Here is a 21,811-nt window from a genome sequence, read left to right as displayed (position 1 = left end):
TGTTAGCTTACCATTCGGCAATCGTTCCGTCTTTATGCCGCCACACTGGATTTTTCCAATTGTGGCTTTCCTTCGCTCGCTCGCGCACGTAATCTTCGTTGATCGTAATGCCAAGGCCCGGCCCCTGCGGCATTTTCACCGCGCCGTCTTCATAGGCAAACACGCTTTTATCTTCAATGTAGTCAAGCAGGTCGTTGCTCTGGTTGTAGTGAATGCCGAGGCTCTGCTCCTGAATGAAGGCATTGTGGCTTGTTGCGTCCACCTGCAGGCAGGCTGCCAGCGCAATCGGGCCGAGCGGGCAGTGCGGCGCCAGGGCCACGTCATATGCTTCTGCCAGCGTCGCGATTTTTTTTCCTTCGGTGATGCCGCCGGCGTGTGAGAGGTCCGGCTGAATAATATCGACCCAGCCGTTCGCGAGAATATGCTTAAACTCCCAGCGCGAATACATACGCTCTCCGGTCGCAATCGGGATGTGCGTATGCTGGCGCAGCTCCTGCAGCGCCTCTATGTTTTCGGTCAGCACCGGCTCTTCGATAAACATCGGATGGTACGGCTCAAGCTCTTTGGCAATCACCTTCGCCATCGGCCGGTGCACCCGCCCGTGAAAATCGATGCCGATGCCAACGCCTGTGCCCACGGCTTCCCGTACAGCCGCTACGCGCGCCACCGCTTCTTCGACTTTATCGAACGAATCAATGTACTGCATTTCCTCCGTGCCGTTCATTTTAATTGCCCGGAAGCCGGAATCTACGGTTTCCTTCGCCGCTGCGCCGACGTCGCTCGGACGGTCACCGCCGATCCAGGAATAAATGTTGATGTTGTCGCGGCAGGCGCCGCCCATCAGGTCATAAATCGGCGCATTGTAGTACTTGCCCTTAATATCCCAGAGCGCCTGGTCGATGCCGGCGAGCGCACTCATGTGAATTGGCCCGCCGCGGTAAAAACCGGAGCGGTACAGCTTGTTCCAGTGGTCTTCGATCCGCATCGGATCTTCCCCGATCATGTATTCCATCAGCTCATCGACAGCCGCCTTGACCGAAGCAGCGCGCCCTTCCACGATCGGCTCGCCCCAGCCTTCCAGGCCTTCATCCGTCGTAATTTTTAGAAACAGCCACCGCGGTGGCACCTGAAATAGTTCGTAGGATCGGATTTTCATCGGGATTCCCCTTTCGTTTGTTCCAGATTGGCCAGCTGCAGGGCTCCCTGCAGCGACGCTTTTTCAAGATCGTGTTTCGTAAAGACGTGGACCGGGCGCCCCTGCTTCTGCTCGAGCACATGCCGGTACGCCTCCTGCATTGCACCATGCCCGCCGAGATACAGCCAGCCGGCGCCGTCCGCGGCGTGTTCAAATGCTTTCATATCCTCATATAATACCGCACCGAGCAAAAGATTCGCCCGGGCGTTTTCCGTGTAATCAGCAAACAGATGGCGCAGACGCACGTAATACGCCGCCCGCGTGAATCCTTCGGTTTCCGCCAGATCCCATCCTTCCATCAGCACCTCCGGTTCGAGCGCTTCCACGAGCTTCGGCCCGATCGAATCGGATAAAATCGTGGATGTCCGAAGTGCGGAGAGCGTTTCGCCGGCCAGGGTGGACGTGCAGCTGAGCAACCGCGAGCCGTCTTCGACCCGGATGTATTTCGTATGCGAGCCCGGCAGGATAATCAGCCCGCTGCCTTCAGCCGGCGTATGGCGCAGCATGCCAAACGCCTCAACCTCTTCACCGCGCATCACGTCAACCGGCTCATCGCCGTTTTTCATGCCCGTGATCCAGTGCCAGCGCCGGGCGTTGTAGCGCTCGTGCACCGTTTGCGCAGCAAGCTCCTCCATCGTAAGCGGCGACGGCGCGTGGGGGACTTCACGCATGCCGATGTTCGCCGTTAGCATGCCGTAGCCGATCACGTCACGGAACGTAAACTGCGCAGCCAGCGTATCTAGCTCATTATCAATCAGCCGCTCGAGCAGTGAAAAGTCCTGCTCCATCGCCTGGTTGCGCACGCCCTGATCGAGCGAGATGCGCTTTTTGACCTCCAGCGTCTCGGCGTCCACGACCCGGAGACGCGTATTGGTGGTCCCCCCATCAATGACGATGACGTTCATTGGTACCCACCGCCTTCACGGAGGATGGCGCGGGCCTGTTCCATATTGCGGGTGAGCTGCTTCATGTCTCCGCGTTCCATTGCCTTCGGATCGACCACCTGACTGCCGACGCCGACCGCGTGCCAGCCACTCTGCAGGTATTCCTGCATGTTGTCGAGCGACACCCCGCCCACAGCCATTGCGCGCACATGCGGAAGCGGACCCTGGACATCTTTTAAGTACGAGGCTCCGAGTGCGCGGATTGGGAAAATTTTCACCATTTCTGCTCCGGCCTCGGTTGCCTGCAGAATTTCGGTCGGCGTGAGCACACCCGGAATGACCGGCGCGCCATAACGATTTCCGGTTTCAATGGTCTTGGCATCAAGCGTCGGGGCAAGCAGAAACTCTGCGCCGGACAAAATGGCAGTACGCGCAGATTCAGCGTCCAGTACCGTTCCTGCGCCAATATGCAGATCACTGTGCGTCGCCTTCGCCCACTCAATCGCCGCGAGCGCTCCCGGCGTGTTCATCGTCACTTCGAGCACCCGTGCTCCGCCTGCGTATAAGGATTCAATCACCTGCTGCAGCTGCGTTTTATCACTGCTTCGGATAATCGGCACTATTTTTTCCTGTTCAATCGTCTGAATAATACTCATCAGCCTGCGGCCTCCTTTTGTTCCTTATTAAGGAACAATGTTCCGTATTATGAATAAAAAGAAAATCCCCATATGGGATATATCGCTTATAGTGTAGCAGACCGCGCGGCAGATTGAAAGCGTTCTTTTAATGGCCAAGCTCGCGTGATATGGCTGTCGCCGCCCGCTGCACCTGCTGTACGGTTTTTTCCCAGTCGATTGTCTCTGCGTTCATATGAGGCATGGTGACACTAATTGCCGCGACCGCCCGCCGGTGAAAATCAAAAATTGGTGCCGCCACACACTGAATGCCTAATTCGTGCTCCTCCCGGTCGTAGGACACGCCTTCCTGCGCGATTCTTTCCAGCTCGTTCATCATCGCTTCTTTAGACGTAATCGTATGCGGAGTATGCCGGACCATCTCCTGCTCATCTACCAGCTTTTCCTGCACGTGCAGGGGCTGAAAAGCCAGCAGTGCTTTACCTACCCCGGTGCAGTAGAGCGGTGCTTTGCGCCCGACACGCGAAAACAGCCGCAGCCGCGCATACGTTTCCACTTTATCGATGTAGACGACCTGCGATCCTTCGAGCTGCACGAGGTGCACTGTGCTTGCGGTGGCTTTCGCGAGATCATGAATGATTTCTCCCGCCGCTTTCCGCACATCGATGGATTCCGCCACCCGCTCCCCCATTTCCATGAATGTGAACCCGAGCGTATACACATCGCGTTCGTTTCCCTGCTTCACATAGCCCCTCTGCAGAAGTGAAGCCAACAGCCGGTGTACTGTGCTTTTGGCAACGTCCAGGCGGTTCGAAAGCTCCGTCACGCCAAGCCCTTCCGGCGCTTCGGCGAGCAGATCGATAATCCAGAGGGCTCGGTCGACGGACTGAACTCCGTTCGTATTCATGCAGCCTACCTCCTTTCGGTACTGCTGTCATCGTAGCATATTTTTTCTGTATGTTAGTATAAAACTACACGCCAAATGGAAAAGTACGGAAGGGAGATTTGTATGTATTCCCGTGTGTTTGTGGATGAGCATTGGAATCTGGTTGCGAGTATTATCGGCAATTTTGCCATGATGTTTGCGATGCTGGTTGGTATCGACAGCCTCTCTGCCGGCGAACCTTCAAGTATGGCAAGCAAGGTAAGCGTAGCGGCGGCTATTGCCCTGCTTCTTTGTGTTGGTTCCGTGCGGAAGTTCCGGAAATATCGGGAGGAGGAATAAAAAAAGCGCTTATCCCGAGGGGTAGGCGCAGGCGACTTGCCTCTTATTTTAATTAAAAATACTCTGAACAATTTAAAAGAATAAGGACTTTTGGCTAGCTTCTATGCTTCTTTATCTAGCTCTTCTAATTTAAGAAGTACCTTTTCTCCACTATACCGCTTATATACCGCGTAAACTATATTCCCTATTCCAAACGACCACCAGACAGTTAATAGACCAACAATCAAATGGCCGCCCAGTGAACCCCAGCCGCCATGCTGGCGCATTCTGATTGACGACTCTCCACGAGAAATTACTTCATATCCCATTGTTACAAAATCATCCGTTACGCTTTCCATTTCACGCTTCGACTCTACTCTTCTAATTCTGTCTAAAGCCATAATTTCTCCTCCTTAAAAATTTATAAATATAAAATATACAAATATATTAGGACTATATTCTTATTTAATAGTAAACTTAATTACAGGAAATTACAATACTAAAGTAGGAGTTTTACCATGAAAATTTATAAAAAAGATTGCTTCATTAAGTCACATTGGTACTTCTAATATTAGTACTTTCAACCATATATGTGCAGATCAATTACTTTAACTTTTACACATTCACTAAGTAAATCAGTTTATATAAAGAAAACGCCTACCTTTACAGATAGACGCATTCCATTTATCCTTTTTCATTTACCAACAGCCCGGCCTGGCGAAAGATCGAAGCGTTAAAATCCAAAAGCGACTCGGGCGGAATTTCCCGCACGACCTCCTCTGTGTCTCGGTCAATCACCTGCACATACACCCGGTCGGTGTCTTCGTGCACGTTGAACTTCAGCCGTGTTAAATGCGGGTCAAGCATCGCACTCAACGTTTCGACTGATTTTTCCATTTCCTTCTTTGTTACGTGAAGCGCAGAATTGGTTTCAGCTGCCACCAATTCGTTCGACGTTACTTTCGAAACATCTATAACGCCCGCTTCCCGCTTGGATGAAGCTCCCTTGCCTCCGGCTGATCGAATAGAAACATCCATCTCCCGCCTACCTCCTCCTGGGATGATCCCTATCCCTTTACGTCGATCGACTGGCCTTTACCGGAAACCACGCTCTGCATCGTTCCGGCATGGTTGCCGCCAGCCATGTCATCGAGCAGCTCGGCGCTCTGCTTCGACGCCGTGTCCATCGACTGGCGCATGAGCGATATGTTCGCCTGCTGCTGCGCCTGCAGTTGACTGCTTATGATCGAAACACTGCCGACATCGATACCATCACCTCCTTTCCAAAAAAGTATAAAAAGGTCCCGGGGCACCGGAACCTCTGGATGTATAGTCTTGTGGTGTAAGATTGCCTCAGTTGTTTATAGTATTAGCAGAAATTCGCAGGAGTGTAGTGTTTAGGATAATACGTAAGGCTGGAAAAGCTGTTCCAGCTCACGCTGCAGTTTTTTTACGTTGGGAATTAAGGTGAATTGGAAAATTTCCTGCAGTCTGGTGTAGGAGTGGTTTTCTAAATGAGTAACGACTAAGTTTAAATTCTCGTGGACATGATTGAAACACTTTTCCGCGCCCCCAGTGTTTTCGATATTTTTCAATACTGCCCGGGTTGCACGCTTCACTGCAGTGAAGCCAATGATCATGTCTTCCATAAGCTGAACCGCTTCTGAGTAGTTTCTTTCATTAAGCTGTTTTTGGACATGGGCTAGACCCTCCACCATCGTATCGATAACATTTAGGTTCTGTTTCATGATTTTCAAATATTTTCCTATAAAAGCCCTGTTTTCTATATAAATAGTTTTGTTATTAAACCTGAAAATTATACAATTATGTAAAGAAAGAGGTCCTAGTCTTAACACTAGAACCCCTACGATGAAATAGTTTTACTGCAGTAACTGAAGAACCGATTGTGGCTGTTGGTTAGCTTGGGCAAGCATAGATTGCGAAGCTTGAGAAAGAATGTTGTTTTTAGTCATGTTCATCATTTCTTTAGCCATATCAACGTCACGAATACGAGATTCCGCAGATTGGAGATTTTCAGCCGATGTTCCGAGATTATTGATGGTGTGCTCCAAACGATTTTGAAAAGCACCAAGTTTAGAACGTTCACCTGAGACTTCTTTTATTGCAGCGTCCAATGTAGCAATAGCATCGTCTGAACCTGTTTGACTTTCTAGGTTGATGTCCTTAACTAATCCAACATTCGAATCGCCGAGTGTCGCTGTACTCATCTCATTGATATCGATAAGCATATGCTGATCTTTATTTGATCCAATCTGTAAGGTCGCTCCACCACCTGCTACAGTAATGGTTGCTGCCCCGCTTCCATTGCCGTCCTCAGTAACCGTTAACTGAGAGCCTCTATAAGAAACATCTTGACCCAAACCAGTTAATTCTTCAGTCACACCAGCTTCATCAGTAATTTCGACCACAGCATTAGCTCCACCAGATACTGCGCCACCAAATTCTAATGAATCGCTACCTCCTAGACTAAGTTTTGCGTCTGAACCATAGGCTTCTGTAGATAAAGAAATCGTACCAGCGGCAGTACCAGCGCTAGCAATTACTCCAGTTTGGTCAGTGTACTCATTAATTTTACTCATGACATCGCTTTGACTCGCGCTAGCTGATAAATCACTGAAATCAATACTCACTCCATTAATACTTAGATCTTTTCCAGTAGGATCTGGAGGGGTGCCTCCCTCGCCAAATCCTACAGTACCATCAACTGCTGTTTTCACAGTAGCTTCTGTCGTAACCGAAACATCATAATCGCCAGCTTTCAAGCCCGAAGCACTTTCGACTTGAATAACGGCTGAATCACTGGAAGAACCAACAGCTCCCAGACTGCCATTCAATAGTTTTTGCGTGTTAAATTCAGTGTCATCTGATATCCTATTGATTTCTGATTTTAATTGTTCTACTTCTTTTTGTATTTCTTTACGATCGTCGTTGGTGTTGGTATCGTTCGATGATTGAACGGCCAATTCACGCATACGCTGTAAAATGCTGTGCGTTTCGTTTAACGCCCCTTCAGCTGTTTGAATCATCGATACGCCATCCTGAGCGTTACGATCTGCTTGCTCGAGCCCTCGAATCTGCCCACGCATTTTTTCACTGATTGCAAGACCAGCTGCATCATCACCGGCACGGTTAATACGAAGACCGGAAGAAAGTTTCTCCATTGAGTTGCTCATGTTGTTCTGGTTGGTGCTCATTTGACGCTGTGCGTTCATGGCACCGAGGTTGTGGTTGATAATCATCGTAAAATTCCTCCCTGAGTGTGTAAGTGCTTTCCACGTCCTTGTGGTAAGCCTATATCACAGAATTTGCTTTAACGCCCGTACGTTGCGTTTTAGCATTTCCTGCTTACACTCTTTATATCGGCTGCTCGGTTTATGTATTTAGTATTTTTTGTAATTCTCTTAAAAATATTCTTTTAGTTATATTATGCAAAAAGTACTAGTTATTTTCACATAGCATTCGTATACTTATTTACAGAAAAGAACGGTGTGGAGACTATCAGATAGGGGAAATATTTTATGTATAACAACAGAGTATTGGATGAGTACGAAGTAAATGAAAACACGATGGCTATCGTACCGAATTTTGAAGGAGAGGCGAAAAGTATTATATGGGAAAAGGACGGAGCACGCATTCCGGCTTCATGTACCCCGACCGCTATTATTAAAAGAGGGTGCCTACGGGGAGGATCTTCTTTTGAGGGTCGAAGCGAAGCGGTAAAGCATTACTTACATATCCGCAAGAAGCTGCCGGTACCGGTGAACCCGTCGGAAGGCATTTATGCGTTTCCAATTTCGTCGCTACGCGATCCGGAAAACATCTGGATTTTTTATAACCATGTGCAGCCTGGCCAGTTTGTCACTTCCGCTGATGGAACGATGATCCAATTCACAGACGGTGCGTCGCTTCCAACAAAAGCGAGTACTTTTATGATCCAGCAGCAGTTGTTCCGTACCGGTCACTGCCAGAGCATGTTTACCGCCTAAAAAGCAAAAAAACAGAGCACGGAGTACAAGGGCTCCCGCTCTGTTTATGCTTGGTTAGAAAAGTATAATGCCTAAAAAGTTCAGCGACATTGCTGTTTAGCTACTATGCTATAATTCTAAGAAGTAGTTTCAAAGGCTGCGTCAGCATGTTCGCTAATAATACTAAAATTAATGCCGTGCTGAATGATAGAGCATGGCATTTTTTGATTCTTGAATTTAGAGACTTTCAAACATAGTAAGCTCGATAGTTCCCAAAAAGTAATGAGCTTTACCGAGCTTACTTTCGCTAAGATAAATTCGTCTTTCGCTGTCCAGCTCCGCCACCCAGCCGTCCAGTCTATTGGCTGCACCCTGGCTTCACCGTCTGTCGACGCTTCCAGCCAGGTTTACGCCAGCCGTCTGAGGCCTGCGAAGCAGGTCAGTTCGATGGTGTCACGATAGTGACGTCTTTCATCGAACTTCCTTACAACAAGGGTGGTTTCGCTTTTCTCGCTGTCTAGCTACGAGCGTTACCACCCGGGTCCATTCGCTGTTTCGGATCGTTTGCGACTTCGTCACAAGCCGACCGAAAGCCGCGAGCCGTCCCGGGTGGTGAACGAACGCTCACCGCTTTTCATGATGTCCAGCTTCGGTCCGCAGTCGCTCATTCCGTTGACCTTGCCCTGCCTTAGGCTCACAGGATGTGGGTCAGTTCGACGTTGCCACAGGACGTGGCGAGGTTAGTCGAACTTCCTTTGCAGGGCGTGGTCAGCCGTACGAGACTCCTGAACGGCGGACCTACGCTTTTCTATCACGTTATAAACTCGACCCAGTTTTCTTCGATCGCGCGCTTGATGGTGTGCGTGCGGTCATTGGCCTGCATCTTTTTCGTCAGGTGGCTGACGTGGTTGTTGACGGTGGCGACGGCCAGAAAGCATTCCTCGGCAATTTTGCGGTTGCTTTTGCCTTCGAGAATTTTTTCCAAAATCCGGATTTCTGCTTCGGACAGCGTACCGCGTGCTTTATGCACGTCGAGTTCGAGCTGCTGCTCGGGTGGTTCTTCCTGTAGCTGATTCATGCGGCGGTACCGTTCGACGACCTGCGGCTGAAATACCGGGTCGATGTACGTCTGAAACTGCGTAGCGCGCATAAAATGCTTGCGCCAGTCGTCTTCGTCGCGCTCGGCGGCCAGAAGCATAGTCACTTCCTGGCAGATGAACTCATCCACCAGGTGCCTGAGCCGCTCCGGCAGGTTCACACCAATCCTGCACGCAGATCCGGCCCGTTTTGCTTCCTGAAGACGCACAAACGCATCCAAATCACTGCACGCTGTATAATACAGCGTATCTTTCTGCAAACCGCGCTGCATGAGCGTGGTCCACTCTTCCCCATTCGTACGCACAGCCAGCTTCCCCATTGATTCTGCTGCCTGCGGCAGTACTTCTGATCCCTGCAGGTCGATAAATAAAATCGGCACCCTGCTTCCCGGGATGTTGCGACTGTAAGTCTTGGCCATTATGTATTCCTCCTGAGACCTCACCGAAAGTGATGTTTTTTATTGTTGAACACACTTTCCCCAAGCATGCCCTCTGCGTTTTTGTCTGTTAATTTCTCTCTGTAAACTGCAGCAGGACAACCAATCCCCTGAACTCGAACGGCCGTATACAAATTCTACCTTTTCTTCATCGGTTCCGACAAGAAGCCCTATGACCCTAGGCATTTTCCACTTATCGTAAATTAATTATATCATAAATATGAATAAAGAACTATAATTTTTCCTTATTGTACATTTTTTAGATACATTTCCATATTTTTTAGTATTTTTATTAGTCCGTAAGTTGTATGTAGTGAATGAATAGCCATTTATTATTTTTTCATATTTTCCGATAATTTCTGCAAAAGGGTAATATCGCCCGCGAGTGACTGTCGGTTTTCCTGTTGAATAGAAACGTATACTTCCTGGCGGTGTATATCAATATGCTCCGGGGCATCGATACCAAGCTTCACCTGGTCCCCTTCAATTCCGAGTACAGTGATCGCGATATCATCCCCGACACGAATCGATTCTTTTTTCTTTCGTGTGAGTACTAACATGATCCTGTGCCTTCTTTCTGCGCCCGTTGAAACAGCAGGTGCTTCGTTTCATACGGCGACTTGGCCATTGGCCACTGCTTGCCGAGTTTCTGTTCGACATTGATAATCAGCGGTGCCTGCAGGTTCGCCGTGCTTTCTTCAAGCGTGTTCGCAAGCGTCAGCGTGACGTACACAAGTACCTGCTCCGGATTTTCGATGTGCAGCTGCTCCGTCACAGCGTCCGGCACTTCAAGCTCATAATCCGGGAAAAACACAAACGGATCGGCCGTAATAAACGCAATGTGCGCATGCTGGACCGACTGCATGATAAACAGGCTTCCACTGTCGTCAAACGGAAGAAACACGAAGTCGCGTTCGTCTTCAAACGCCGGTATGCCCTGCGGAAAACGGGTAATATCTTTTTCTTCGATTGTGACAGCACCTAAATGCTTCGTTTCGATTTCCACACCTTGGCCCCCTTCTAATTTGAATACTCATGCGAAACAGATGATAGTCACAAATTCAAGTATACTGAATCGCACTTCATAATAAAACAGATTTTCCCACATTTTATAAATTCTTTACCTTAGAAAATCAAGCAGCGTCGTCTGCATGATCCGTCCGGCCGAGGCGAGTGCCGCCTGGTGCACGGTTTGCTGGTTCACTAAGTTCGTAATCACTTCTTCGAGATCGGCGTTTTCATTGTTGGACATAATTTTGTTGGAAATGACCTTTTGATCGGCAAGCCGGCTTTCAATCATCTCAATCCGGTTGGAGCGCGCACCGAGCTCGGCCCGCTCATTTACAATACTGTTCATCTGCGTATCAAGCGTGCCCAGGTATTTCTGCAGATCTTGCCCGGTCGTATCAGGGTTTTCCAGGTCCGCCTGCAGCTGTTCGAGTTCATTAAACAGCTGCTCGTTAAACACTGCACCCGGGGCGGAGCTGACGCCGATTTTAATGCCCTTCATGAGCTCCATTTCCACCGCATCGCCGTGGCCGGTGAAGCTGTCCGCCTTTACGCCGTTTTCGGTCGCATTAGTGTCAATTGGCGGTTTGGTCGTGTTGGAGCCGTTAAAAATATACTTGTCGCCAACCTTCGTATTGGCCGAGCTGATCAGCTGTTCCTTCAGTTCCTTGATTTCCTTGGCAATGTTGCCGCGCTGTTCGCCTTCGTACGTGTCGTTCGACGCCTGGGTGACAAGCTCACGCACCCGCTGCATCACCTGGGTTGCTTCCCCGAGAGCGGCATCGCTGGAGTCGAGCCAGTTGTGCGCTTCGCCGACGTTCCGTTCAAACTGCTCTACCTCTCCGACCTGGGAGCGGTAGCGCATCCCGTTCATCGCAACGACCGGGTCCTGGGAGGCCCGGGTAATCTTTTTGCCGGTAGACAGCTGATCCTGCAGGTTCATCATCTGATCATAGCTCTGGCTGATGTGGCCGGTGGAGCGCTGGGTCATCATCTGCTGGGTGACTCGCATATCATTTTCCTCCTTTTTTTAACGGCCGACCAGACCCATGTTATTGATGATGCGGTCGAGCATTTCGTCAAACGTCGTTACGCTCCGGGACGCCGCGTTGTAGGCGTGCTGAAACTGAATCATGTTGGCCATTTCCTCATCCATGCTTACCCCGCTCACCGACATGCGGCGCTCGTCGGCGCTGGAGGTCAGGGACTGGGTAATATTTGTTTTCTGGTTTGCTTCGCTTGCATCGACCGCCATCTGGCCGATCACGCCCTGGTAGAACCGCTGCACGCTCGTCGAGTTTTCGGTTCCTTCCCCGAAGTTCAGGCTGGCATCCTTCACGTTAGCGAGGTTCAGCGCGTTGGAGCCGTTGCCGGCATAGCCGGTGCCGTTTTCTGATGCTGAAGCTGCGGCAATATTGTTTAAATCGGCTTTGATGTCCCCGCTTACGCGCAGCGCACTAGCAGCACCCTTGGAGGCAAGTACCGCCGGGTCAAAGCTGAAAAAGTCAATGCCGGCACCCTTTGTGCCCGCTTCGACATCGTTCATCGTCCACCCCTCCCGGTGGGTTGCATTGAGCGCGTTCGCAAAGGTCGTCACCATCGTGTCGATGTTACCTAGCATATCCGGGTACAGGCCTTCGACTTCTCCGGAAGCTTCGTTCATGTAGCCGTAGGCCTCATGCAGTCCCTGCATGCTGCCGCTCGACTCCATAAATACGTTGGCGCTGGCAGAAGGATTGGGGACGTTTGTGCCCGCTTTACCGTTCGCCCATTCAAAGCTCGCCGTTTCCACGTGCCCGTTTCGGCCGGCGGATTTTTCCACGCTCACTTCCTGGTACGCAAGGGCGTTGCCATCCACCAGCTTCTGAAGCCGCTCGCCGGTATTGCTCGTCATGAAAATATCGACCGTGCCTTCAGCGTTACTGTTCGCCTTTCCACCGCTCGGATTGCGCTTTACTTCCACCGTCGCCATAGACGACAGCTCGTCAATCAGCCGGTCGCGTTCATCGTACAGGTCGTTTGGCACCTTGCCGTGCGGCTCGACGCCCGCGATCTGTTCGTTTAAGCTGTTAATCTGGCTGAGCAGCGAGTTGAACTGGACGGTTTCGTTATCAATCTGGGCATCAAGGTCGGTTTTATTCGCCTGCAGAGAATTGGATATGTAGGAAAAGGTGTCAACCATTGCTTCCCCGCGCTGACGCACGACCGAACGCGCCCCGGAGTCTTCCGGATTCGCCGCCAGGTCCTGCAGCGATTTCCAGAATTCATCCATCGCATTGGCGACGCCCTCTTCGGTCGGCTCGTTCATCAGGTCCTCCATGCGGGAGAGGTTTTCACTTTTCGTTTCCCAGTAGCCGAGCTTGGCGTTTTCACTCCGGTACTGCACGTCGAGGTACTGGTCGCGGATACGAGCGACTGTGTTGGAGTCCACCCCGGTGCCCATCTGGCCTGGCGTGCTTGGCTGGTTCATGCCGGCTTTCGAAAAAGCATCACTCTGCTGCAGGTCGACCCGCTGCCGTGTGAACCCCGGCGTATTGGCATTGGCAATGTTATGTCCTGTCGTCTGCAGCGCGTGCTGCTGGGCAGTGAGCGCCCGTTTCGCTGTTTCAAGCCCCATGAATGTCGAAGTCATGCATTTTCCTCCTCGTTTCTGTGTACCTCCTGCTTAAGCCCGTGAATCAAAGACCGAGTATTCCCTCTTCGCCCGCTGCGGCATCTGCCCCTGACGGCCGTACTGTGCCGACTCCTGCGGCTGCATGGCACTGAGCATCACCTGCGTGTATTTCATCGCGTCCTCAAGCATCGCCCGGTTCAGCTCCTCCTGGTGCTGTAGAGCAGTCATCACCTGAATCAGCTCGTACTGCCCCTCCTCGAGCTGCACTCGCTCTGCTTCGGAGGCAAGCGGTTTTAACGCATCGATGGATACAGTGTCCTCCGCGCTGGCCCCTGCAAGTGCTGCAGCCTGCTGGTGGCGTTCCCGCTCGATCCGTGTAATACGCTGCACCTGCCGGCGTTCGTCGCGGACGTTCTGCTGCAGGGCTTCTGCACTGTTATTTTTCAGCATCTGCGTTTTCTGTTCGGATATGCCAAGCAGCACCCGGTGCTCTTCGATCAGTGCGCCAAGCTGTTCTACCACTATCTGTACGCTCATGCGGTCGCTCCTTTATGTATATGTATCAACAGGCCGGAAGACGGCCTGTTACTGATTGTTCCAGTAGTTCTGCATTTTCTTTGCGGTCTCTTCCGGCCGCACTTCGTACGTGCCGTTTTCAATCTGGGCTTTCAGCTGGTCGACTTTCTCCCTGCGGGCCGGGTCGATAGATTCCGACTGCTGCAGCTGTTTGGCTGCGGCTGAAATTTCGACGGAGTCTTTTTTCCCTGTCTGCTCACCCTGCGGCGGCTTCTGCTGCTGGGTGTTCTGATTACGGTATATGGCATTAGCGGAATGCGCGGAATGAATTTTCATCTGTTAAGTCCCTCCCATCCGGACGTTCTGCTCCGGCTGATTTGTTACTCTTTATATCGGCCAGGGCAGCGTCGCTTTCCTTGGTACTTAAGACTTAAATTTTAACATACATACATGCTTTTTGACTCATTCCTTATTCCCGCGCCCGGTACGTCGCCCGCGTATCTTTAATTTGTCTGGCTTCCCACTGCTTCTGCTTCGCTTCCTCCTCGAGCCCCGAAGAAATACGGCCGGAACAAGCGCGGCACAGCCGGAGCTCGCGAATCGGCTCCCCGCAGCCTTCGCACGGGTAGCTGAAGTTCGGCAGATGCGCAAGGTTCAGGCGCCCTTCGCGTATATAGCGGAAAATGTCCTCCTCGCTGACCCCGGTAGCTTCCGTGACCTCCAGAATGGTCGACTGGCGGTGTTTGCTTTTCCTCACGTGCGTATAAACCTTCTGAAACCGCTCCTCTTCCACCCGGTGGCATTCCGGACAGACGGCCCGGAGCGCATGCACAAACAAATTGCCGCATGACGGACAGTTTTTTAATTCGCCCATAGTTCGTTTCTCCTTTGATTCAGTGTTGCTTTTTATATCGGCACAGCCTGTCCGGAGTTTAAGCACGAATCAATGTAAGCGAAGCCGCGGACGCAGCACCCGCTGCCTCAAGCACTCCTGCTGCTTCGCGAACCGTCGCCCCGGTCGTATAAATGTCGTCAATAATCAGAACGTTTCGCCCGGAAACGATTTCCGGAAGGGAAACAGTAAAGCCGCGCACGGATTGCAGGCGTTCCCGTTTCGTCTGCTTGCTTTGCTTGCCGGCAGCCTCTGTAGCACGTTCGAGGGCGGAAACGTACGGAATGTTAAGGCCGGCGGCGAGCACTTCCGCCTGGTTAAACCGTCGCTCTAACGTCCGTTCCGGCGTCAGCGGAATAGGTACCGGCACGAAGCCGTGAAAGTGCTTCCGGTAGGCATGGCGGAGATCGTGATAAAACGCCGCCGCCATCACCGCATCGCCGCGGAATTTCCAGCGGGTCGTCCACGCCTGCATCCAACTATCGTAGTGAAACAGCGAGACATTTTTCACCCAGCGGCCGGCGCTGTTCTGCCGGCGCCACCGCAGACAGTCGGGGCACACTTCTGGGTGCCCTGGTGCCCAGCATTCCGGGCACGCCGCTCCGGTAATAGCAGGGAGCTGCTCTGTACAATTGTCGCACAGCAGGCTCTTCTTCCACGTAAACAGATTATTGTATGTCCACGACGTCTGCAGCTGCTCCCGGCAGGAAAGACAGCGGCCGCGCGCAAACGACAACAGAGCTCCGTCAGTGGTCATAGGGCGCCTCCTCCCGGTTCATCGTTTCGATATGGCGGATCGTCTGCTGCATCGCCTTGGTGCGCCCGTAGTGAAAGAAAATCACATCACCCTCCGGCCGCTCCGGGTTCCGCCCGGCTCTTCCGGCAATCTGTACGAGGGCGCTTTCGGTAAAGACAGCGTCATCCGCGCCAAGCACCGCAACATCCGCTTTCGGAATTGTGACGCCTCGCTCCAATATAGTAGTGGTCACGAGTATATCAAGGCTTCCGTTCCGGAATGCAGTAATCTTTTCCTCCCGCTCTTCGTCCCCGGCGTGCACGCCCTCACAGCGAAACCCTTCTGACCGGAGCGCTTCCACCGCCGGTTGAATGACCGCGACGGATGGAATGAACACAAACAGCGGATGGACCGCATTCCGCGACCGGCACCAGTGGAGCAGGGCGTTCGGCAGGCGCCTGCGGGAGAGCTGCAGGCTCCAGTTTCCGGCCCACCGGCACTTTGGCACTGGGAGCGGGTGGCCGTGAAACCGGCGCGGCACCCGCACATATGCAAGTGCCCCGCTTTTCATCCGGCGCTGTTCGTCTTGTCCGGGAGTAGCACTTAAATATACAACCGCGGCCTCCGGACGGCACGCTTCGCGCACGGCCTGCTGGAGGCCCGGGTCAAACACGTACGGAAACGCGTCCACCTCGTCAATCACCGCCACATCAAAAGCACTCTTAAACCGCCGTGCCTGATGTGCCGTTGCGAGCACCAGGCTCGCTCCCGGCAGCGCTTCGGGACTGCCGGCATACCAGGCCGCTGCAGGCACCCCGGGAAATACGCCGGCAAGACGCGGGTACAGCTCTCTTACTACATCTGTCCGCGGGGTAGCCCACAGCACACGTTCCCCGCGTGCGATCGCCTCAGCCACGGCCTGAAACATCATCTCGGTTTTACCCGCGCCGCACACGGCCCAGATGTATATCTCACGCTTTTGTCTGCCGGCTTCAGCGGCGGCGCTGGAGGCACGTGCCTGCCCGGGAGAGAGCCGGCCAGCCCATGCCAGCGGCTCGGCAGCTGCACGGAAAGCTTCCGGTCCGGTCCAGTAATAGAGCGGCGTGCAGGCTGACCCCCGGCCCATTTCCAGACACTCCCGGCAGTAGAAGCACCGCTCGCTTCCGCATGCGCATGTGTGGGCGCCGAACAAGCCGGGGTCCTGGTTGCTGCATCGCTGGCATCGCCAAAAAGAGTCCTGCTGCGTAATGGCAGGCACCTTTTGCAGCATTCCTGCCCGCACGTAGGTATCGATTATTTTTTGCTCATATGGCAGTTCCTGGGCGAGAAGCGCCCGGCCGCTGCAGTGGGCCTGCATTTGTTCGTAATCTGGCAAGGGGATATCGGGAAATTCAGAAACAGAGGAGAGGGAGTGAAAAGGAGATGCCGGTCGTTTGCTGCCGGTAAACAAAGAAGATAGTTTATTCATGGGAGGGTGGTTCCTTTCGTCGGAGGGTGTAAAAAGAGGAGACGGCCAGACGGCCGCCGGAATTACTTGGAGAGGATTTCGGGACGGTACCAGGTAAGCCCGATGGCGTTTTCGCCGAGGTGGGTGCCGATCACCGGTCCGAAATGGTCGAGAGAGACCCGGGACTCCGGCGAGGCTTCCTGCAGCTGGCGGCGGAATGCTTCCCCGGCCTCTTCAGCATTAGCATGAAGGACGCTTGCTTGGAGTGGTCCTTTGGCAGCCTCCTCCAAAAAAATCGACTGAATGCGGGCGAGTGCTTTTTTAGAGGTGCGCACTTTTTCATATGGCACAATCTGCTTATCAGTAAATTCGAGCACCGGCTTAATACGCAGCATGCTGCCGACGAGTGCCTGCGCCCCGCTCAGGCGTCCGCCCCGCTGCAGATGGCGCAGGTCTTCAACGATAAAGTACGCCCGCATCGTTTCTTTGATTTTATCGAGCTCGGCGATAATGGCCGCTATATCATGTCCTTCCGAGGCCATCCGGGCAGCGGTTAATACAAAATAGCCCTGCGCCCGGCAGCTGATTTCCGAATCATAGCAGTGCACGCGGACCGTATCCTTAATGTCATCAGCGACGGCGACAGCTGTCTGGTGCGTCCCGCTGATGCCGCTGCTTAAATGAATCGAAATAATTTCATCGGCCTCCCGGGCAATTTCCTGGTACAGGTCCTCCATCTTTCCCGGCGACGGCTGCGACGTGGTCGGCAGCGTTTCTGAATGTCTCATCGTCTGAAAATACGTGGCAACGTCCCAGTCAGTCTCCGGCATCGTTTCTTCATTCACCACCACATTGAGCGGAATTTCATGAATGTTCCACTGCTTGAGCTCTTCCCGGTCCAAGTATGATGTGCTGTCGGTAACTACGGCGATATTTGGCAAGCAGGCCCTCTCCTTTCGTGCTTTCTATAAATACGGGTTGTGTATGAGTTCGATTTCATTTTACGGACTTCCCGACGGAAGTCAATGCCAAAGCGCAAAAAAGCTGCCGATATGACACCGGCAGCTCTTGCTCGTTTAGCGGACTTTCACCCAGCCCTTTTTAATGGATTCCACAACTGCCTGGGTCCGGTCGTTCACGTTCATTTTCTGCAGAATGTTACTGACGTGGTTTTTCACCGTCTTCTCACTAATATAGAGTGATTCGCCGATCATCCGGTTGCTGTAGCCATCTGTCATCAGCTGAAGCACCTCGCACTCCCGGCGCGTCAGGATATGAAGCGGCTTGCGGTACTCCACCTCTTTGTAGCCGATTTCGGTGTCATCCACGCCGTGATCGTCGCCTTCATGAGCGAGCCGGCGGTATTCGTTAATCAGGTTCTGCGTCACCTTCGGATGAATGTACGCGCCGCCGGAGCCGACCACCTTCACAGCTTCGATCAGGGCATCAGCGTCCATTTCCTTCAGCAGATAGCCGGAAGCGCCTGTTTTCAGCACATGGGTCACGTATGATTCATCATCGTGAATGCTCAGGATAAGCACCTTCAGATCCGGGTGGCGCTCGATCAGCGTCTTGGTTGCCTCGACGCCGTTGACGCCTGGCATATTGATATCCATCAGCACAACGTCAGGATGATAATCTTCCACAAGCGCAAACGCTTCTTCTCCGTCGCTGCCTTCTGCGACAATTTCGAAGTTTTCTTCCATATCCAGAATGCGTTTGACGCCTTCACGGAAAAGCTGATGGTCATCAATCAACAACAGTTTGATTTTTTCATCGATACGTTCTTGCATACGTTCTCATCCTTTCTTCTCTTCACTTATCTTTAATTTATATACTGGTGCTTTAGCTTTTAATGAAGCGGGACAAACACCTTCACCCGCGTGCCCTGGCCTATGACGGAATCAATCGTCAGCTCCCCGCCCAGCGCGTTCACACGTTCTCGCATACCGAGCAGGCCAAACGACTTGTCCCGGGCTTTATCCACATCGAATCCTTTGCCATCGTCTTTAATCAAGATCGTAATGCTCGTCGGCCTTTGTTCGAGCTGCACCCGGAGCAGATCCGGCTCTGCGTGCTTATAAGCGTTCTGGGCTGCTTCCTGTACAATGCGGAACAGCCCGATCTCAAGGTTCGGGGCGACCCTTGCTTCTTTTCCCTTCGCCGTAAACTCTGTCGTCATGCCTGTATTATCCTCAAGGTGGCGCAGATATTTCTGCAGCGTCGGCACAAGGCCAAGGTCATCAATCGCCATCGGACGCAGGTCGTAAATGATCCTGCGGACCTCCCCAAGACTTGAACGGATCAGGACGCGGAGCTCCCGGAATTCCTGGATGGCTTCCTCCGCGCTTTTTTCACGGGAGATTTTCTCGACAAGCTCCGAGCGGAGCAAAACGTGTGCGAGCGTCTGCGCCGGGCCGTCATGAATTTCACGCGCCACCCGCTTGCGCTCATCCTCCTGCGCTTCGATAATCTGAAGGCCGAACTCGTGCTTTTCCCGGGCGTTTTCGACAAACTCCCCGACGTCCTGCAGGTCGCCGGCGAGAAAATTGTAAACAATGCCAACCTGGGATACAAGCGTTTCAGCCCGTTCAATGGTTTCATCCAGTTGAATCAGGCGGCGTTCGATATTGTCCCTGCGGTCACGGAGACGTTTTTCCTCCTGGCGGACCACAGCCAGGTTCACCTGCGCCTCATTGGCTTTTTCATACACCTTCTGCACTTCTTCATCACTGAACTGGCGGAACCGTTTGCTTACCTCTGCTAACTGATTTCTTGCGACTCTCGCTTCAACCTCCAATTGATCGGAGCGTTCAATCGTATCAGAAATGTGTTCCTGTATCTCTTTTAATTCTTCCTGGAGTGCATGAAGTTCTTTTCTGGAGGTTTCGCTGATTTCAAAGATTTCTTCTTTACTTTTCTCTACTGTCTGGAGCATTTGCTCAATAATTTGATCTAAATCTGCTGGGTTTCGCAAGGCTACCATCACCCTCTATACTTGCCTGCGAATTTTCAATACCGCGTAGAACGGTTCATGAATAGTTTAGCATATTCTTTTGGACCTATTCCGCTATGTAATGAAAAATCATAAATTTACATATTCAACTGGCATTTTGATTCATTTTCGCTCATTTCCTGGTATATACTAGCCAAAATGTTGCAACTGTTACAATCCTGTTATACGGTAATGACATTACCTAGGAGGAATGTTACCGTATGCTTACTTCATATCGTACCATTAAACAAAGCGGTCAGCATGAATTTACCATAAATAAATCACGTTTTATTACTCATATTACCCGTGCAGCAGACGAAGTAACCGCGCATTCGTTCATTGAAGGAATTAAAAAAGAGCATTGGAATGCCGCCCACAACTGTTCAGCGTATGTAATTGGCGAACAGGACCATATTCAAAAAGCAAATGATGACGGGGAGCCGAACGGCACCGCCGGCGTACCGATGCTTGAAGTATTGAAAAAACGGGAGCTGAAGGATACCGTGGTTGTGGTTACCCGCTATTTCGGCGGGATAAAGCTCGGCGCCGGCGGCCTGATCCGGGCATATGGTTCCTCGGTTTCTGAAGCGCTGAATCACGTGGGCATCGTACGGCGCACCCTGATGCAGGAGCTCGTAGTGACTGCCGATTACACCCTGCTCGGCAAATTGGATTACGAAGCCCGCAATTCTTCCTATATTCTTGACACCGTTGACTACGAGGAGCAGGTAAAGCTTCATCTTTACGCCCCTGTTGAAGAACAGGAAGCATGCCGGGAGTGGCTTATAAATATCAGCAGCGGCCAGGCCGGTATAGAAGCAGGAAGACAGGCCTTCGTGGAAACGGATGAATTGTCCTAGCACTTTTTTATTTCCCGGGTAATAAAACCCGCTCCCAGGAGCGGAACACCTTTCGCTTCGGTATATATTTTATTTACTATTGTCGCTGCCTCGGCTACAATAAAAGAATAAAATCTTTTTTCGAATGCATAACTGCTTTTTCTCTAACAGCGCCTCTGCAGGCGCTCTTGCTAGCTCATATGCCCCGGCCATTATACAATTTAAAGGAGAAGTGCTGACATGCCAAGCTCAACATCCCCACGGAGAAACCTCCGTAAAAGAAGAAAGAAAGCCCTCGTCTGGAAAACGGCGGCAGTAGTTGCACTGCTTTTTCTTCTGCTTGCCGGAGGCGCCTCCGCCTACTTTCTCCAGCAGCTGAACAGCGTATCCGCAGACACAGAAGAAGAGCTACAACGCGGGGAAAAATCGAATCTGCGGGACCAGGCCGTTGATCCGGCGGAGGACAGCTTCTCGGTATTATTTCTCGGGGTGGATGACCGTGAAGAAGGATCGATGTCAGGCCGCTCCGATGCAATGGTTGTCGGTACCTTCAACAAGGATTCCAAGAAAGTAAAGCTCGTAAGCATTCCGAGAGACTCGCTTGTAAACATTGAAGGCCACGGTGAAGACAAAATTGCCCACGCCCACGCTTACGGCGGTACCGATTTAGCGGTTAAGACCGTTGAAGATACGCTGAACATTCCGGTTGACTATTATGTAAAATCAGACTTTGCGGCTTTCACCGACATTATTAACGATCTCAACGGCGTGGATGTGAATGTGCCATTTGATTTTACGGAGGAAGGCACGACGTTTGAAGAAGGGCCGGCGACGCTGAACGGCGAAGAAGCGCTGAAATACGTGCGGATGCGAAAGCAGGACCCACGCGGAGATCTTGGGCGTGGTGAACGTCAGCAGGAGGTGCTCGAAAGCCTGATCAGCAAGGCCGGCTCTATCGAGTCCATCGATAATTATAATGACGTATTTGACAGCGTCAGCGAAAATGTCAGCACCAACCTGACGTTCGGCAACATGATCGCTTTGCAGCAGTACGCCGACTCATTAAACGAGATTGACTCCACCCAGCTGGAGGGCTCAGACACGACGATTAACGGGGTTTATTACTACCAGTTAAATTCGGAAGCAACGCTCGAAATATCCAACAATCTGCGTAATCAGCTCGATTTACCGGCATCCAGGGAGCCACTGGCCCTCCCCGGCACGCAGATGTACAATGAAGCACCCGCTGTAGAGGAAGAAACCTACGGGGAAACCGCACCGTAAACACTTGCTTTTCAGAGGTAAAAGAAGCCCGGAAGGAGAGCG

The 21,811-nt window shown here is 51.9% G+C and carries 26 protein-coding genes; 4 read left to right on the top strand and 22 right to left on the bottom strand.

The window, feature by feature from the left end:
• Window positions 1-7: 7 nt before the first annotated feature.
• From dgoD to B5066_RS08035, 4 genes are all read right to left on the bottom strand, one after another.
• Window positions 8-1,156, bottom strand: coding sequence for a galactonate dehydratase (dgoD, locus tag B5066_RS08050; protein ID WP_079475429.1), 1,149 nt, complete (start codon window positions 1,154-1,156; stop codon window positions 8-10).
• Window positions 1,153-2,100: a 2-dehydro-3-deoxygalactonokinase gene (locus B5066_RS08045; protein ID WP_079475428.1), complete on the bottom strand. Its 948-nt coding sequence runs from the start codon at window positions 2,098-2,100 to the stop codon at window positions 1,153-1,155. The genes dgoD and B5066_RS08045 overlap by 4 nt, the downstream gene beginning before the upstream one ends.
• Window positions 2,097-2,735 (bottom strand): bifunctional 4-hydroxy-2-oxoglutarate aldolase/2-dehydro-3-deoxy-phosphogluconate aldolase, encoded by a 639-nt coding sequence (locus B5066_RS08040; protein WP_079475427.1) that lies wholly within the window; start codon window positions 2,733-2,735, stop codon window positions 2,097-2,099. Before B5066_RS08040 ends, B5066_RS08045 begins: the two co-directional genes overlap by 4 nt.
• A 127-nt stretch (window positions 2,736-2,862) precedes the next feature.
• Window positions 2,863-3,621, bottom strand: coding sequence for an IclR family transcriptional regulator (locus B5066_RS08035; RefSeq protein ID WP_079475426.1), 759 nt, complete (start codon window positions 3,619-3,621; stop codon window positions 2,863-2,865).
• 102 nt (window positions 3,622-3,723) lie between these two features.
• On the opposite strand from B5066_RS08035, the gene B5066_RS08030 reads away from it, so the two are divergent.
• Window positions 3,724-3,939, top strand: coding sequence for a hypothetical protein (locus B5066_RS08030; RefSeq protein WP_079475425.1), 216 nt, complete (start codon window positions 3,724-3,726; stop codon window positions 3,937-3,939).
• A 101-nt stretch (window positions 3,940-4,040) separates the two neighbouring features.
• Here B5066_RS08030 and B5066_RS08025 read toward each other — a convergent pair whose 3' ends face one another.
• The 5 genes from B5066_RS08025 to B5066_RS08005 form a co-directional block, all read right to left on the bottom strand.
• Entirely contained in the window at window positions 4,041-4,319 is a 279-nt protein-coding gene (locus B5066_RS08025; RefSeq protein WP_198951237.1) for a DUF8108 domain-containing protein, read from the bottom strand.
• Window positions 4,320-4,602: 283 nt separating this feature from the next.
• A complete protein-coding gene (locus B5066_RS08020; protein ID WP_079475424.1) occupies window positions 4,603-4,956 on the bottom strand; it encodes a flagellar protein FlaG in 354 nt (117 codons plus the stop codon).
• A gap of 29 nt (window positions 4,957-4,985) precedes the next feature.
• Window positions 4,986-5,231, bottom strand: coding sequence for a putative motility protein (locus tag B5066_RS08015; protein ID WP_158219164.1), 246 nt, complete (start codon window positions 5,229-5,231; stop codon window positions 4,986-4,988).
• A gap of 84 nt (window positions 5,232-5,315) precedes the next feature.
• Complete coding sequence (locus tag B5066_RS08010; RefSeq protein WP_483406801.1) at window positions 5,316-5,774, bottom strand: DUF8042 domain-containing protein; 459 nt, start codon at window positions 5,772-5,774, stop codon at window positions 5,316-5,318.
• 24 nt (window positions 5,775-5,798) lie between these two features.
• Window positions 5,799-7,178 carry a flagellin N-terminal helical domain-containing protein gene (locus B5066_RS08005; RefSeq protein ID WP_079475421.1) on the bottom strand — a complete coding sequence of 460 codons (1,380 nt, stop codon included), beginning with the start codon at window positions 7,176-7,178 and terminating at the stop codon, window positions 5,799-5,801.
• 279 nt (window positions 7,179-7,457) lie between these two features.
• Between B5066_RS08005 and B5066_RS08000 the strand changes: the two genes are divergently transcribed.
• Window positions 7,458-7,925 (top strand): competence protein ComK, encoded by a 468-nt coding sequence (locus tag B5066_RS08000; RefSeq protein WP_079475420.1) that lies wholly within the window; start codon window positions 7,458-7,460, stop codon window positions 7,923-7,925.
• A 790-nt stretch (window positions 7,926-8,715) separates the two neighbouring features.
• Here the strand turns inward: B5066_RS08000 and B5066_RS07995 are convergent.
• From B5066_RS07995 to B5066_RS07935, 13 genes are all read right to left on the bottom strand, one after another.
• The gene (locus B5066_RS07995) at window positions 8,716-9,420 is read right to left on the bottom strand and encodes a response regulator transcription factor (protein ID WP_079475419.1); all 705 of its coding nucleotides are present in this window, start codon (window positions 9,418-9,420) and stop codon (window positions 8,716-8,718) included.
• 350 nt (window positions 9,421-9,770) lie between these two features.
• Entirely contained in the window at window positions 9,771-9,998 is a 228-nt protein-coding gene (gene csrA / locus B5066_RS07990) for a carbon storage regulator CsrA (RefSeq protein WP_079475418.1), read from the bottom strand.
• Window positions 9,992-10,444: a flagellar assembly protein FliW gene (gene fliW, locus B5066_RS07985; RefSeq protein WP_079475417.1), complete on the bottom strand. Its 453-nt coding sequence runs from the start codon at window positions 10,442-10,444 to the stop codon at window positions 9,992-9,994. Before fliW ends, csrA begins: the two co-directional genes overlap by 7 nt.
• Window positions 10,445-10,558: 114 nt before the next feature.
• On the bottom strand, window positions 10,559-11,458 hold the full coding sequence (flgL, locus tag B5066_RS07980; RefSeq protein ID WP_079475416.1) for a flagellar hook-associated protein FlgL: 900 nt from the start codon (window positions 11,456-11,458) through the stop codon (window positions 10,559-10,561).
• Between the two features lie 18 nt (window positions 11,459-11,476).
• Window positions 11,477-13,078, bottom strand: coding sequence for a flagellar hook-associated protein FlgK (gene flgK / locus B5066_RS07975; RefSeq protein ID WP_079475415.1), 1,602 nt, complete (start codon window positions 13,076-13,078; stop codon window positions 11,477-11,479).
• A 33-nt stretch (window positions 13,079-13,111) separates the two neighbouring features.
• A complete protein-coding gene (locus B5066_RS07970) occupies window positions 13,112-13,597 on the bottom strand; it encodes a flagellar protein FlgN (RefSeq protein WP_079475414.1) in 486 nt (161 codons plus the stop codon).
• A 48-nt stretch (window positions 13,598-13,645) separates the two neighbouring features.
• Window positions 13,646-13,912, bottom strand: coding sequence for a flagellar biosynthesis anti-sigma factor FlgM (gene flgM, locus B5066_RS07965; protein ID WP_079475413.1), 267 nt, complete (start codon window positions 13,910-13,912; stop codon window positions 13,646-13,648).
• 133 nt (window positions 13,913-14,045) lie between these two features.
• A complete protein-coding gene (locus B5066_RS07960) occupies window positions 14,046-14,450 on the bottom strand; it encodes a TIGR03826 family flagellar region protein (RefSeq protein ID WP_079475412.1) in 405 nt (134 codons plus the stop codon).
• 58 nt (window positions 14,451-14,508) lie between these two features.
• Window positions 14,509-15,225 (bottom strand): ComFC family protein, encoded by a 717-nt coding sequence (locus B5066_RS07955; protein ID WP_079475411.1) that lies wholly within the window; start codon window positions 15,223-15,225, stop codon window positions 14,509-14,511.
• A complete protein-coding gene (locus B5066_RS07950) occupies window positions 15,215-16,672 on the bottom strand; it encodes an ATP-dependent helicase ComFA (RefSeq protein ID WP_079475410.1) in 1,458 nt (485 codons plus the stop codon). Before B5066_RS07950 ends, B5066_RS07955 begins: the two co-directional genes overlap by 11 nt.
• A gap of 62 nt (window positions 16,673-16,734) precedes the next feature.
• On the bottom strand, window positions 16,735-17,592 hold the full coding sequence (locus B5066_RS07945) for a DegV family protein (protein WP_233133382.1): 858 nt from the start codon (window positions 17,590-17,592) through the stop codon (window positions 16,735-16,737).
• Window positions 17,593-17,727: 135 nt separating this feature from the next.
• The gene (locus tag B5066_RS07940; protein WP_079475409.1) at window positions 17,728-18,444 is read right to left on the bottom strand and encodes a response regulator; all 717 of its coding nucleotides are present in this window, start codon (window positions 18,442-18,444) and stop codon (window positions 17,728-17,730) included.
• A gap of 59 nt (window positions 18,445-18,503) precedes the next feature.
• Window positions 18,504-19,637: a sensor histidine kinase gene (locus B5066_RS07935; protein WP_079475408.1), complete on the bottom strand. Its 1,134-nt coding sequence runs from the start codon at window positions 19,635-19,637 to the stop codon at window positions 18,504-18,506.
• 230 nt (window positions 19,638-19,867) lie between these two features.
• On the opposite strand from B5066_RS07935, the gene B5066_RS07930 reads away from it, so the two are divergent.
• Both B5066_RS07930 and B5066_RS07925 read left to right on the top strand, forming a co-directional pair.
• Window positions 19,868-20,506, top strand: coding sequence for a YigZ family protein (locus B5066_RS07930; RefSeq protein WP_079475407.1), 639 nt, complete (start codon window positions 19,868-19,870; stop codon window positions 20,504-20,506).
• Between the two features lie 219 nt (window positions 20,507-20,725).
• Window positions 20,726-21,769 carry an LCP family protein gene (locus B5066_RS07925; protein ID WP_079475406.1) on the top strand — a complete coding sequence of 348 codons (1,044 nt, stop codon included), beginning with the start codon at window positions 20,726-20,728 and terminating at the stop codon, window positions 21,767-21,769.
• Window positions 21,770-21,811: the final 42 nt, after the last annotated feature.

This window comes from Marinococcus halophilus (assembly GCF_900166605.1).
Classification (GTDB): domain Bacteria; phylum Bacillota; class Bacilli; order Bacillales; family Marinococcaceae; genus Marinococcus; species Marinococcus halophilus.
Note: the sequence above shows the minus strand (reverse complement) of the source record. Positions and strands in the feature narration are given on the sequence as shown.

Bases quoted from the DNA above. Each gene is read 5' to 3' on its own strand.
- B5066_RS08000 (WP_079475420.1), top strand. From the start codon at position 7,458: ATGTATAACAACAGAGTATTGGATGAGTACGAAGTAAATGAAAACACG.
- B5066_RS07970 (WP_079475414.1), bottom strand. From the start codon at position 13,597: ATGAGCGTACAGATAGTGGTAGAACAGCTTGGCGCACTGATCGAAGAG.
- B5066_RS08040 (WP_079475427.1), bottom strand. From the start codon at position 2,735: ATGAGTATTATTCAGACGATTGAACAGGAAAAAATAGTGCCGATTATC.
- B5066_RS07995 (WP_079475419.1), bottom strand. From the start codon at position 9,420: ATGGCCAAGACTTACAGTCGCAACATCCCGGGAAGCAGGGTGCCGATT.
- B5066_RS08030 (WP_079475425.1), top strand. From the start codon at position 3,724: ATGTATTCCCGTGTGTTTGTGGATGAGCATTGGAATCTGGTTGCGAGT.
- B5066_RS07955 (WP_079475411.1), bottom strand. From the start codon at position 15,225: ATGACCACTGACGGAGCTCTGTTGTCGTTTGCGCGCGGCCGCTGTCTT.
- dgoD (WP_079475429.1), bottom strand. From the start codon at position 1,156: ATGAAAATCCGATCCTACGAACTATTTCAGGTGCCACCGCGGTGGCTG.
- B5066_RS07930 (WP_079475407.1), top strand. From the start codon at position 19,868: ATGCTTACTTCATATCGTACCATTAAACAAAGCGGTCAGCATGAATTT.
- B5066_RS08005 (WP_079475421.1), bottom strand. From the start codon at position 7,178: ATGATTATCAACCACAACCTCGGTGCCATGAACGCACAGCGTCAAATG.
- B5066_RS07940 (WP_079475409.1), bottom strand. From the start codon at position 18,444: ATGCAAGAACGTATCGATGAAAAAATCAAACTGTTGTTGATTGATGAC.
- B5066_RS08045 (WP_079475428.1), bottom strand. From the start codon at position 2,100: ATGAACGTCATCGTCATTGATGGGGGGACCACCAATACGCGTCTCCGG.
- B5066_RS07935 (WP_079475408.1), bottom strand. From the start codon at position 19,637: ATGGTAGCCTTGCGAAACCCAGCAGATTTAGATCAAATTATTGAGCAA.
- B5066_RS08020 (WP_079475424.1), bottom strand. From the start codon at position 4,956: ATGGATGTTTCTATTCGATCAGCCGGAGGCAAGGGAGCTTCATCCAAG.
- flgL (WP_079475416.1), bottom strand. From the start codon at position 11,458: ATGCGAGTCACCCAGCAGATGATGACCCAGCGCTCCACCGGCCACATC.
- flgM (WP_079475413.1), bottom strand. From the start codon at position 13,912: ATGAAAATTCATTCCGCGCATTCCGCTAATGCCATATACCGTAATCAG.
- B5066_RS07925 (WP_079475406.1), top strand. From the start codon at position 20,726: ATGCCAAGCTCAACATCCCCACGGAGAAACCTCCGTAAAAGAAGAAAG.
- B5066_RS08025 (WP_198951237.1), bottom strand. From the start codon at position 4,319: ATGGCTTTAGACAGAATTAGAAGAGTAGAGTCGAAGCGTGAAATGGAA.
- B5066_RS07950 (WP_079475410.1), bottom strand. From the start codon at position 16,672: ATGAATAAACTATCTTCTTTGTTTACCGGCAGCAAACGACCGGCATCT.
- B5066_RS08035 (WP_079475426.1), bottom strand. From the start codon at position 3,621: ATGAATACGAACGGAGTTCAGTCCGTCGACCGAGCCCTCTGGATTATC.
- B5066_RS07960 (WP_079475412.1), bottom strand. From the start codon at position 14,450: ATGGGCGAATTAAAAAACTGTCCGTCATGCGGCAATTTGTTTGTGCAT.
- flgK (WP_079475415.1), bottom strand. From the start codon at position 13,078: ATGACTTCGACATTCATGGGGCTTGAAACAGCGAAACGGGCGCTCACT.
- csrA (WP_079475418.1), bottom strand. From the start codon at position 9,998: ATGTTAGTACTCACACGAAAGAAAAAAGAATCGATTCGTGTCGGGGAT.